At 75.7% G+C, this 13,407-nt stretch carries 2 protein-coding genes; both read right to left on the reverse strand.

The features are described 5' to 3' along the window. Positions 1–7 precede the first annotated feature (7 nt). On the reverse strand, positions 8–11,698 hold the full coding sequence (locus ACBR40_RS10295; RefSeq protein WP_371248496.1) for an SDR family NAD(P)-dependent oxidoreductase: 11,691 nt from the start codon (positions 11,696–11,698) through the stop codon (positions 8–10). Between the two features lie 116 nt (positions 11,699–11,814). Then, a complete protein-coding gene (locus ACBR40_RS10300; RefSeq protein ID WP_371248497.1) occupies positions 11,815–13,368 on the reverse strand; it encodes an AMP-binding protein in 1,554 nt (517 codons plus the stop codon). Between the last annotated feature and the right edge of the window lie 39 nt (positions 13,369–13,407).

Here is a 13,407-nt window from a genome sequence, read left to right on the forward strand (position 1 = left end):
CCCGTGTTCAGGACGTCCCGTCCGGGCCGCCCAGCTCGCTGTCCAGCATCGCGAACAGCTCCTCGTCGGTCGCCGCGGCGAGATCCCGCACCTGGTCGCGCGGAGCTCCGTCGCCGTCGGTACGGCGGTGCGCCTCCCGCCACCGGCGGGCCAGCGCCTCCAGCCGGGCCGCCACCGCCTCCACGTCGGCCTGCGCGGCCGGGGCCTCGGCGAGCGGTTCGGCCATGGTGGCCTCCAGCCGTTCGAGTTCGTCGAGCACGGCGCGCGCCGGGTCGGCGTGCTCCGGGTCGAGTTCCTCCAGGAGGAACGTCACCAGCGCCTCCGGGTTGGGGTGGTCGAAGACCAGCGTCGCCGGGAGGCGCAGCCCTGCCGCCTCGGCCAGCCGGTTCCGCAGCTCGACCGCGGTCAGCGAGTCGAAGCCCAGCTCGGCGAAGGCCCGATCCGCCGCGACCGCGTCCACGCTCGCGTGCCCGAGCACCGCCGCCACGTGCGAGCGGACCAGGTCGAGGAGGATGCGGCGCTGTTCGGCCGGGAGCAGCCCCGCCAGTCTGTCGGCCAGCGACTCCTCGGCCGTGGGCGCGTCGGCCGCGGCCCGTCGCCGGGCCGGCGCGGCCACCAGGCCACGCAGCACCGGCGGCACCGGCCGGCCGGACAGCGCGTCCGCGTCCACGTCCGCGGCGAGCACCACGGGGGCGTCCCCGGAGACGGCGGCGTCGAAGCGGCGCAGTCCGGTCTCGGTGTCGAGCTCACGCAGCCCGCTCGCGGCCAGCCGCGCCGAGTCGCCCGTGCCCACGTGGGCGGTCATCGCGCTGCGTTCCGCCCACAGCCCCCAGGCCAGCGAGTGGCCGGGCAGGCCGAGGTGGCGGCGGTGCTGGGCGAGGGCGTCCAGGAAGGCGTTCCCCGCGGCGTAGTTGCCCTGCCCGGGAGAGCCGAGCAGCCCGGCGGCCGAGGAGAACATGACGAACAGGGCGACGTCGTGCCTCCGGGTCAGGTCGTGGAGGTGCCAGGCGCTGTCGGCCTTGGGGCGCAGCACCGCGGCGAGCCGGTCAGGGGTGAGCGAGGCGATCGTGGCGTCGTCGAGCACGCCGGCCGCGTGCACCACCCCGGTGAGCGGGTGCTCCGCCGGGATGCCGGCGAGCAGCGCGGCGAGGGCGTCCCGGTCGGCCACGTCGCAGGACTCGACCCGTGCCGAGGCGCCCAGCCCGGCCAGCTCGTCGCGGAGCTCGGCGGCTCCGGGCGCGTCGATGCCGCGCCGGGTGACCAGCAGGAGGTGCCGCGCGCCGTACCGGGTCACCAGGTGGCGGGCGACGTGGCCGGCGATGACGCCGGTTCCGCCGGTGATCAGTACGGTGCCGTCCGGGTCGAGCTCCCGAGGCACGGTCAGCGCGAGCTTGCCGACGTGACGGGCCTGCTGGAGGTGACGGAAGGCGTCCTTGGCGCGCCGGGCGTCCCAGACGGTGACGGGGGACGGCCGCAGCACCTCGTGCTCGTACAGCCGCACGACCTCGGCGAGGATCTCCTGGACGCGCTCCGGGGTGCCCTCCGGGTGCTGGGTGCGTGACTGGGCCACCATGTCGTACGCCCGGTAGACGACCCCCGGATGGGCGGCGGCCACCTCGTCCGCCTGCCTGATGTCGGTCTTGCCCATCTCCAGGAAGTGGCCGCCGCGAGGCAGCAGCTCCAGCGAGGCGTCGACGAACTCCCTGGCCAGCGAGTTGAGCACCACGTCCATCCCCGCGCCGCCGGTGACGGCCAGGAACTTCTCACGGAAACCGAGGTCTCTGGAGGAGGCCAGGTGGGCCTCGTCCAGGCCGAGCGCGCGCAGCACGGGCCACTTGGCGGGCGACGCGGTCGCGTAGACCTCCGCGCCCAGGTGCTGGGCGAGCTGGATCGCGGCCAGGCCGACTCCGCCCGCGCCCGCGTGGACCAGCACCCGGTCCCCCGGGCTCACGCCGGCCAGGTCGACCAGGCCGTAGTAGGCGGTGAGGTTGACGATCGGCAGCACCGCGGCCGTGGTGAACGACCAGTCGTCCGGGATCGGGACGAGCAGCCGCCGGTCGCTGATGGCCACGGTGCCGGCGCCGCCGTCGACCAGGCCGGTCACCCGGTCGCCAGGGCGCAGGTCGGTGACGGCGGAGCCGACTTCGAGCACGACGCCGGCGGCCTCGCCGATCAGGCCGTCGTCCTCCTCGGTGATCATGTCGAGGGCGACGACCAGGTCGTGGAAGTTGATCCCGGCGACGCGGGGCGCCAGCCGTACCTCGGTGGGAGCCAGCGGGCGGTTCGCCTCCGGCGCCGGCAGCAGGGCGAGGTTGGACAGCGTGCCCTTGCCGGTGGTGGCCAGCCGCCACGGCCCGGCCGGGGGCACGAGCGCGTCGGCGTCGCGGGCCAGCCGCGGCGCGTGAACCGTGCCGGCGCGCAGCGCCAGCTCCGGCTCGCCCGCGTCGATGGCCGCCCGTACCGCCGCCCACGCCGGCTCCTGCCCGTCGGTGTCGACCAGGACGAACCGGTCGGGATGCTCCGCCTGCGCGGCACGCACCAGGCCGGCGGCCGCCGCGTGCGCCGGGTCGGCGTCCTCTCCGGGGAGGACCGCCGCCGCACGCTGGGTGACCACGGCCAGCCGGGCGCCGTCCGGCCGGTCGCCGGACAGCCACCCGCGCAGCGCGGCCAGGGTGGCCCCGGTGGCCGCGTGAGCGGCGGCCACCGGGTCCTCGCCGCTGTCGCGGGGAACGTCGAACACCTCAAGATCCGGGGGTACGGCGCCGTCGGCCCGCAGGAGGGCCGCTCCGTTGGCCGAGCCCGCTCCGTTGGCCGAACCCGCGCCGTTGACGAGCGGCTCGGGCGCCGACGCCGCCGAGGGCAGTGGTGTCCAGGTGAGCCGGGGCAGCGCGACGTTCACCGCCGCGGCGTGCGCCAGCTCTCCATCGGTCACCGCGCGCACCACCATGGCGTCCACCGAGGCCATCGGGGCCCCTGCGGAGTCGGCCAGCTCGATGGCGAAGCGGTCCGTCGTCCCCGGGTCGGAACCGGGCCGGTCGGCGACGCCACGCAGCCGTACCCGTGCCGCCGTGGCGCCTGTGGTGCGCAGCCGTACGCCGCGCCAGGTGAACGGCAGCCGGGGCGCGCCGGAGGCGTCGTCGTCGAGGAGCCCGGCGGTGTGCAGCGCGGCGTCGAGCAGCGCCGGATGGATCCCGAACCGGTCCGCCTCGGCGGCGACCGCATCGGGCAGCGCGACCTCGGCGAAGATCTCGTCGCCACGGCCCCAGGCACGGCGCAGACCGCGGAACGCCGGCCCGTAGCCGTACCCGCCGGCGTCCAGGGTCTCGTACAGCTCGTCGACGTCCAGCTGCCGCGCGTCCGCCGGCGGCCAGGCCGAGCCGGGCTGCTGTGTGGCGGGCGGCTCGGCGTCGGCGGTCTTCGCGAGGGTTCCGGTGGCGTGCCGGGTCCACGCGGTGGTCGCCGCGGCGGCCGGGTCGGCCGAGGCCGGCGCGGCGTACACGGAGATCTGCCGGTGGCCGTTCTCGGCGGCGCCGACCACCACGCGCACCCTGGTCGCGCCGTCGTCGGGCAGCACCAGCGGGCGTTCCAGGATCAGCTCCTCCAGCAGGTCGCAGCCGGCCCGGTCGGCGGCGTGCAACGCCATCTCCACCAGCGCGGCGCCGGGCACCACGATCCGGTCGGCCACCTTGTGGTCGGCGAGCCACGGCTGACCCGCGACGGACAGCCGGCCGGAGAAGACCAGCCCGTCGCCGTCCGGCTCGTCCAGCACGGCGGCGAGCAGCGGGTGGTCGGCGGAGTCCAGCCCTGCGGCGCTCAGCCCGGCCGGTCCTGCCGGGGTGGCCGGCTTCCAGTACCTGTCGTGCTGGAAGGGATAGGTGGGCAGTTCCGCGCGCCGCCGCGCGGCCGGCAGGACCTTCTGCCAGTCCACCGGCACGCCGCGCAGCCACGCCTCGGCCAGCGCCGTGGTGAACCGGCCGCCCTCGTCACGGCGCAGCGTGCCCAGCGCGGCCACGTCCACGCCGTCCGCTGCGGCGGTCTCCTCGATCGCCGGAGTGAGCATCGGATGGGGGCTCATCTCCAGGAACAGCCGGCGGCCGCGGGCCAGCAGCGCCCGGGTGGTCTCCGCGAACCGTACGGTCCGCCGCAGGTTCGTGTACCAGTACTCGGCGTCGAGCCCGGCGGTGTCCAGCTCGGCCGCGACCACCGTCGAGTAGAAGGGCACCCGGGCGGTCTGCGGGCGCAGCCCCGCCAGGTCGCGCAGCAGCGGTTCGCGCAGCACTTCCACCTGCGCGCCGTGCGAGGCGTAGTCCACGGCCAGCCGCTTGACGCGGACGCCCTCCGCCCGCAGCCGGGCCTCCAGCGCGTCCAGCGCCGCGCCGTCGCCGGCCAGCGCCACCGAGCCGGGCCCGTTCACCACGGCCACCGACACGGCGTCGCCGTACTCGGCGAGCAGCTCGGTCACCCGTTCGGCGGGCAGCGCCACCGACATCATGCCGCCGTTCTGGCCGGACAGGCGTTCGGCGACCGCGCGGGCGCGCGTCACCACCACCCGCGCCCCGTCGGCCAGCGACAGCGCCCCGGCCACGCAGGCGGCGGCGATCTCTCCCTGCGAGTGGCCGACCACCGCGGCCGGCTCGACGCCGGCCGCGCGCCAGGTCTCCGCCAGCGCCACCATGACGGCCCAGAGCACCGGCTGGACCACGTCGACCCGGTCGAGCATCCGGGCGTCGCCCAGCGCCTCGCGCACCCGCCAGTCCACCAGCGCCTCGACCTCCGCGGCGCAGCGCTCCAGAGCCTCGGCGAACGCGGGCGAGGACTCCAGCAGCTCGACCGCCATGCCGGGCCACTGACCGCCCTGCCCGGGGAAGACGAACACCGGCTGGTCGGCGCCGTCGTGCACGAGACCGCGGACGAGCTCCGCGGCCTGCTCACCGGCGGCCAGCGCGCGCAGCCCCGCCACCGCGGCGTCCCGGGACTCGCCCAGTACGGCCGCGCGCCGCGGCAGGCCGGCCCTCCGGGTCAGCTCGGCGGCCACGTCCAGCAGCTCGGCGTCGTCGTGCTCATCCATGAAACCGGCCAGCCGGTCGGCCTGCGTCCGCAGCGCGGCCTCGCTCTTGGCCGACAGCAGCACCGGAAGCAGCGGGAGCGTGTCCGGCACGCTCGCCGGCGACGGCTCCTCAGCGGGTGGTTCTTCCAGGATCACGTGGGCGTTGGTGCCGGAGATGCCGAACGACGACACTCCCGCCCGGCGCGGCCGGTCCGCGGCGCGCGGCCAGGGCTGAGGTTCGGTGAGCAGTTCCACCGCCCCGCCCGACCAGTCCACCTTGGACGACGGCGCGTCCACGTGCAGCGTCTTGGGCAGCACGCCGTGCCGCATCGCCAAGATCATCTTGATGATGCCGGCGACTCCGGCCGCCGCCTGGGTGTGGCCCAGGTTGGACTTCACCGACCCCAGCCACAACGGCGACTGCCGGTCCTGGCCATAGGCGGCCAGCAGCGCCTGGGCCTCGATCGGGTCGCCCAGCGCGGTGCCGGTGCCGTGTCCTTCGACCACGTCCACCTGTGCGGGACCGATCCCCGCCGAAGCCAGCGCCTGAGCGATCACCCGCTCCTGAGAGGGGCCGTTCGGCGCGGTCAGCCCGTTGGAGGCACCGTCCTGGTTGACCGCGCTGCCGGCCAGCACCGCCAGGACCTGGTGCCCGTTGCGGCGAGCGTCCGAAAGCCGCTCCACCACCAGCACACCGACGCCTTCGCCCCAGCCGACACCGTCAGCCGCCTCGGCGAACGCCTTGCAGCGGCCGTTCGCGGCCAGGCCCCGCTGCCGCGAGAACTCCACGAACGCGCCCGGGGTGGCCATCACCGTCACCCCGCCCGCCAGCGCCAGGTCGCACTCGCCGCGCCGCAGCGCGTCGGCGGCCAGGTGCAGCGCCACCAGCGAGGACGAGCAGGCGGTGTCCACGGAGAGCGCGGGGCCGCGCAGGCCGAGAGTGTAGGAGACCCGCCCGGAGACCGTCGCGCCGCCGGCGCCGGCCGGCACGTAGTCGTGGTACATCACGCCGGCGAACACCCCGGCGCTGGTCTCCCGCAGCGACGTCGGGTCGATCCCGGCCCGCTCCAGCGCGGTCCAGGACACCTCAAGGAACTGCCGTTCCTGCGGGTCCATCTCCGCCGCCTCGCGCGGGCTGATCCCGAAGAAGTCCGGGTCGAAGTCGGCGGCGCCGTACAGGAAGGCGGCCTCCCTCGCGTACGAGGTCCCCTCGTGCGCGGGGTCCCGGTGGAACAGCGAGCCGAGGTCCCAGCCGCGGTCGGCGGGGAACTCGCCCACGGCGTCGCCGCCCTCGGTCAGCAGCCGCCAGAGGTCTTCCGGGGACTCCACGCCGCCCGGATACCGGCAGGCGAGCCCCACGATCGCGATGGGATCGGCCGTGACGGCGGGTGCCGCCACCGGCGCCGGTTCCGGCTTCTCCCCGGACCGGTCGGCCAGGAAGGCCGCCAGGGCGGTCACCGTCGGGTGGTCGAAGACCAGCGTCGCCGACAGCGCCACGCCGACCCGCCGGCCCAGCCTGTTGCGCAGCTCCACCCCGGACAGCGAGTCGAAGCCCAGCTCCTGGAAGGCCCGGTCCACCGGCACCGACTCGGCCGTGTCGTACCCCAGCACGCCGGCGGCCTCGGCGCGGACCACGCCCAGCAGCAGCTCGCGCCGCTCCGCCGGGGACATCCGGTCCAGCCGGTCGGCGAGCGAGCCGGGCGCGGCCGCGGCGGCACGGGCGGGCCGGCGGCCGGCGAGCGCGCGCAGCAGCGCGGGCGGCTCGGTGTCCCGGCCGCGCAGCGCGGCGAGGTCCAGCCGGCAGGCCACGGGCGCGGGGTGCCCCGCGGTCAGCGCCGCGTCGAACAGGGCCAGCCCCTCCGCGGCGGTGAGCGGTCGCATCCCGGAGGCGGCCAGACGGGCGGTCTGACGGCCGTCCAACCGGCCCGCCATGCCGCGTTCCGTCTCCCACGCCCCCCAGATCATCGAGATCGCCGGGAGCCCGTCGGCGGCCCGCCGTACGGCGAGCGCGTCCAGCGCGGCGTTGGCCGCCGCGTAGTTGCCCTGCCCGGCGGAGTCCATCAGCCCGGTCGTCGAGGAGAACAGCACGAACGCCCGCAGGTCGTGGTCGCGGGTCAGCTCGTGGAGGTGCCAGGCGGCGTCCACCTTGGGCCGCAGCACCCGCGTCAGCCGCTCGTCGTCGAGCGCGGGGACGGTGCCGTCGGCCAGCACTCCGGCCGCGTGCACCACGGCGGCGAGCGAGGGAACCTCGTCCAGGAGCGCGGCGAGCGCGGCGCGGTCGGCCACGTCGCAGGCGGCCACGGTCACTTCGGCGCCCAGCCCGGTCAGCTCCTCGCGCAGCTCGGCCGCGCCGGGCGCGTCGAGGCCGCGGCGGCTGGTCAGCACCAGGTGCCGCACCCCGTGCTCGGTGACCAGGTGCCGGGCCAGCAGTGCGCCCAGGCCGCCGGTGCCGCCGGTGATCAGCGTGGTGCCCTCGGCGGGCCAGGCCGCGCCGCCGGTCCCGGCGTCGAGGCGGGTCAGCCGGGGCGCCCAGAACCGGCCGGCGCGGACCGCAGCCTCGGGCTCTCCGGCGTGCAGCGCGGCCGCCGCGGCCTCGTCGATCGCGGCGCGGTCCGGGTCCAGCTCGGGGTCCAGGTCGACCAGGACGATCCGTCCCTGGCTCTCTTCCCTGGCGGCCCTGGCCAGCCCCCACACCGCCGCCTGCGCCACGTCCGGCGCCGCGCCGTCGAGGGCGACCGCGCCCCTGGTCGCGATCACCAGGGTGTCCTCGGCGGAGGGCTCGGCGGCCAGCCAGCTCCGTACGCGCTCCAGCGTGGCCGCCACGGCGTGGCGTACCCGCTCGGGCGTGGCCGCCACGGTGTCGTCGCAGGCGGCCACGTGCACCTCGGCCGCGGCGACGGCGTCCCGCGCGGGCGTGCCCTCGGGCGCGGCCAGCGGCCGCCACTCCACCTCGTAGAGCGGGCGCGTCGCCGTCCCGACGCCGGCCGGGAGGTCGGCGGCGAGCGGGCGGGATTCGAGCGAGGTCACCGTGGCCAGCGGGCTGCCCGTCGCGTCGGCCAGGTCCAGCCGTACGGCTCCCGCGCCGGCGCTGTCGTCGGGGCGCAGCCGTACCCGGGCCGCGGCGGCGCCGGTGGCGTGCAGCTCGACCCCGCGCCAGGCGAACGGGACCACCGGCCGCCCTTCGGGCGTCTCCGCGTCCATCTCGGGCAGCAGGCCCACCCGCAGCGCGGCGTCCAGCAGCGCGGGGTGCGCGCCGTACCCGGCGGACTCCACCCCCTCCGGCAGCGCCACCTCGGCGTAGAGCTCGTCGCCGCGTCGCCAGGCGGCGCGCAGCGCGCGGAACGCGGGGCCGTACTCGTAGCCGCGCTCGGCCAGCCGGTCGTCGAGCCCGTCGACGTCCACGGGCCGCGCGTCCGGGGGCGGCCACGCGGTGAGGGTCGCGCCGTCGGCCGTGGCGGGGGCCAGCGTGCCCTGGGCGTGCCGGATCCAGCCTTCGCCGGCCGTCGAGTGGATCTCCACGGTGCGGCGGCCCTCATCGTCCGGGGCCCCTACGGCGACCTGTACGGCCACGCCGTCCCCGGTGTCGGTGGGGACGACCAGCGGGGTCTCCAGGACGAGGTCGTCCAGCCGGCCGCAGTCCACCTCGTCGCCGGCGCGGATCGCCAGCTCCACGAAGCCGGTCCCGGGGAAGATCACGGTGCCGTTCATCGTGTGGTCGGTCAGCCAGCGCTGGGTACGCGGGGACAGCTGCCCGGTGAGGGTGACGGCGCCGTCCGGGTGGGTCACCGCGGCGGCGAGCAGCGGGTGCTCGACAGGCGACTGACCGACCGCCGACACGTCCCCCGACCGGTGCGCCTCCAGCCAGAACCGGCGCCGCTGGAACGCGTACGTGGGCAGGGTGACGGGCCGGGGCGGGGTCTCCCGGTCGGCGAACCAGGGAGCCCAGTCCACGCCCACGCCGCCGGCCCAGGCCGCGCCGAGCGCGGCGCCGAAGTGGGCCACCTCGTCGCGGTCGCGGCGCAGCAGCGGCACCACCGGGGCCGTTCGGCCGCCGTCAGCGAGGATCTCCTCGACCATGGGGGCGAGCTGCGCGTCGGGGCCGACCTCCAGGAAGTGGGTGACCCCGCGCTGCCGCATGACCTGGACGCCGTCGGCGAACCGCACCGGCCGCCGCACGTGCTCCACCCAGTAGCCAGGCTCGATGACTTCGTCACCGGCCAACTCACCCGAGACGTTCGACACCAGCGCCAGCTCCGGCCGCCGCAGCGTCAACCCCGCCACGACCTGCTCGAACTCGGCCAGCATCGGCTCCATCAACGGCGAGTGGAACGCGTGCGACACCCGCAACGGCCGCGTCCGGTACCCGCGCTCCCGCGCCCACTCCACGACCTCGGCGACCTGATCGGCCGCACCCGAGACCACCACCGCACCGGGCGCGTTCACCGCCGCCACCGAGACGTCGCCGTGCAGCACCGGGACGATCTCGTCCTCGCCACAGCCGATCGCCGCCATCGCGCCACCAGCCGGCAACGCCTGCATCAACCGGCCACGAGCCGCCACCAACCGGCACGCGTCCGCCAGATCCAGCACCCCGGCCACATGCGCCGCGCTGATCTCCCCCAGCGAATGCCCGGCCACGAAATCAGGCCGGACCCCGAACGACTCCAGCAACCGGTACAACGCCGTCTCAAAGGCGAACAGCCCCGCCTGCGCGAACACCGTCTGGTTCAGGGCGGCGGCCGTCTCCTCGTCCTGGGACGCGGGCGCCAGCACCTCACGCAGCCCGAGCCCGGGCGACCCGCCGGAGAACGTGCCCAGCTCTGCCGTCAGGAGCTCGGCCGCCTCGTCGAAGGCCCGCGCGAACACGCCGAAGCGCGCGTACAGGCCGCGGCCCATGCCGAGCCGTTGCGCGCCCTGTCCGGAGAACACCAGGCCCAGCCGCCCGGTCCGAGCCGTCTCGACGGTCACGCCGGACGGCGGCTCGCCCGCGGCCAGGCCGCGCAGCGCGGCGAGCAGAGCGTCCCGGTCGTCGGCCGCCAGCGCGGCGCGATGCGGCAGCGCCGCCCGCCGGGTCAGCGCCGCCGCCACGTCCGCCAGGTCGGCGTCGGCGCCGGCGCCGGGCTCGGCGAGGAAAGCGGCCAGCCGGTCGGCCTGTGCGCGGAGCGCCGCCTCGGACTTGGCCGACACGACCACCGGCAGCACGGCAGGCGTGCGGTCAGCGGGCTCCGCCGGGGCGGCCTCGTCCGGCGCCTCTTCGAGGATGACGTGGGCGTTGGTGCCGCTGACCCCGAACGCGGAGACCCCGGCGCGGCGCGGACGGCCGTCGCGGGTCCACGGCCGGGCCTCGGTCAGCAGCTCCACGGAGCCGGCGGACCAGTCCACTTCCTGGCTCGGCGCGTCCACGTGCAGCGTCTTGGGGAGCGTGCCGTGCCGCATCGCGAGCACCATCTTGATGACGCCGGCGGCGCCGGACGCCGCCTGGGCGTGGCCGATGTTCGACTTCACCGACCCCAGCAGCAGCGGCCGGTCGCGGCCCTGCCCATAGGTCGCCAGCAACGCCTGGGCCTCGATGGGGTCGCCCAGCCCGGTCCCCGATCCGTGCCCTTCCACGACGTCAACGTCCGCGGGCGTCAGGCCCGCCGCGGACAGCGCGGCGCCGATGACCCGCTCCTGGGAGGGGCCGTTCGGCGCGGTCAGGCCGCTGCTGGCGCCGTCCTGGTTCACTGCGGAGCCGCGGATCACGGCCAGTACGGGGTGCCCGTGCCGCCGCGCGTCGGAGAGCCGTTCCAGCAGCAGCAGGCCGACGCCTTCGCCCCAGCCGACCCCGTCGGCGGCGTCGGCGAACGACTTGCAGCGGCCGTCCGGGGAGAGCACGCCCTGCCGGGCGGAGTCGACGAACAGCTCGGTGGTGGACAGCACAGTGGCGCCGCCGGCCAGCGCCAGCTCGCACTCGCCGCCGCGCAGCGCCTGCGCCGCCAGGTGCAGCGCCACCAGCGACGACGAGCACGCGGTGTCCACGGTGACCGCGGGCCCCTCGAAGCCGTACAGGTAGGAGATCCGCCCGGACGCCACGCTGTGGTGGCTGCCGTGCGCGATGAAGCCCTGCACGCCGCGGGGTATCCGGTCGCTGCGCGAGCCGTAGTCGCCGTACATGACGCCGACGAACACCCCGGTACGGCTGCCGCGCAGCGCCGTCGGGTCGATCCCGGCGCGCTCCACCGCCTCCCAGGTGGTCTCCAGCAGGAGCCGCTGCTGCGGGTCCATGGCGGTGGCCTCGTTGGGGCCGATGCCGAAGAACTCCGGCTCGAAGTCGGCCACGTCGCGGAGGAAGCCGCCCTCGCGGGTGTAGGTCTTGCCCGGTTTGCCGCGCTCCGGGTCGTAGATCGCGTCGACGTCCCAGCCGCGGTCGGCGGCGGGCATGGGCGTGACCGCGTCCACCTCGTCGGTGAGCAACCGCCACAGGTCCTCGGGCGCGGTCACCCCGCCCGGGTAGCGGCAGGCCATGCCGACGATCGCGATCGGCACGCCGCCGTCCGGGCCTGCGCCCAGCTCCCGCAGGCGGTCCTCGGCGGCCTGCAACCGCCGCCTGGACTCCCGCAGATCCGCCGTCGCCCTTTTCAGGTAATTGACAAGTTTCTCTTCGTTGTCCATTACCAACCTAGGATTATCAGGAGCGTTGAGCTCACCGGGCTTGATGGTTCTCACCCTTTCGGTTGCGCCACCAAACTACGTAAGTGTTGGGAGTCCGACTAACCCCTAGCCGCCCCCTAAGACCAATTGTTGTCGGCGTGTAGCAGTTCGCCTGCGCGCTCGGTGAGCGCCTTTCTGTCCACCTTGCGGTTGGCGTTCAGCGGGAGTTCGTCGAGGTGGTGATAGCGCTTGGGCACCATGCCGTGCGGCAGCGTGCGGCGCAGCCGGTTGGCCAGCTCGACCGGCGGGCGCGGCTCGCCGGTGTAGAACACCACCAGCTCCGTGCCGGCCGCGCCGTCCACCCCCACCGCGGCCGCCTCGGCCACCCCGTCGCCGGCGGCCAGCAGCGCGTGCTCGATCTCCGCGAGCTCCACCCGCCAGCCCTGCACCTGCACCTGGGCGTCCCGGCGGCCGAGGTAGCACAGCTCGTCCCCGGGGAGCCGCCGCACCCGGTCGCCGGTGCGGTACCAGGTGTGCCCCTCGTGCTCCAGGAAGCGGCCCGCGCCGTCCTCCGAGTCGAGGTAGCCGGGGGTGAGCTGCGGTCCGGTGACGCACAGCTCCCCTTCCTCCTCCTCGGTCGGCCGGCCGTCCTCGGTGACGAGCAGGACCTGGTGTCCGGGGTGCACGGCGCCGATCGGCACGACGCCGTTGACCGCGAGCTTCGGGGAGCCCTCCGGCGACCAGCGGTGGCCCGTGATCGTGACGGTCAGCTCGGTCGGCCCGTACAGGTTCTCGACCGTCGCGTAAGGCGCCGCCCGGGTCCAGTCCTCGACGTCCTGGCAGCGCAGCGCCTCTCCGGCGAAGAAGCTCCACCGCAGGCCGGGCAGGGTGTCCGGGCGCAGGGAGCCGAGCCGGCGGGCCAGGCTGATGCCGCTGGGCGTGGAGAACCACACGGTCACCCGGTGACGCTCCAGGAAGGCGGGCAGGTCGGCGTGGCCGCGCGGGGGCACCGGCACCGCGGGGGCGCCCGCGCCCCAGGCGCAGAACAGGTCGAAGATCGCGCAGTCGAAGGTGAGGTCGAAGGTCTGCGAGAAGGCGTCGTCGGGGGTGAAGTCGTAGCGTCCGTCCAGCACGCCGAAGTAGTGGTGCAGGTTGCCGTGGGTGAGCACGACGCCCTTGGGCCGGCCGGTCGAGCCGGAGGTGAACAGGATGTAGGCGGGGGCGTCGGGCGGCACCGCGACCGGTTCGGCCGACGCGTACGCGGCCGACACCGGGATCCCCCCTTCGCCGCCGCCCTCGGGCAGCAGCGCGGCCCCGTAATAGCCGCGTTCCCGCAGCTCGGGCAGCAGGGCGGCGCCGCGGCCGTCGGCGATCAGCGCGGTGACGCCGGCCGCCGCCATCATCCGCGCCGTCCGGTCGGGCGGGAAGTCGACGTGCAGCGGCACCACCGTCGCCCCGGCGTACAGCGCCGCGAGCACCCCTGCGTAGGAGGTGGTCCCCTTCTCCGCGAGCACCCCTACGCGGCCCGTGACGCCGCCGTGGAGCAGCGACCCGGCCCAGACGAGGGCGAGCTCGTGCAGCTCCTCGAAGGTGACCGCGCGCTCGCCGAGCCGCAGCGCCGCTCCGCGCGGCGCGGCGGCGAGGCCGCCCAGAAATCGCCCGTGGAGGTTCCGGTGAATTTCTTCGCCCATTTTCTTTTCCTCAGCGCGAGTTATTGAGGCATAATGCAG

The organism is Nonomuraea sp. AD125B (genome assembly GCF_041402765.1).
Lineage (GTDB): Bacteria > Actinomycetota > Actinomycetes > Streptosporangiales > Streptosporangiaceae > Nonomuraea > Nonomuraea bangladeshensis.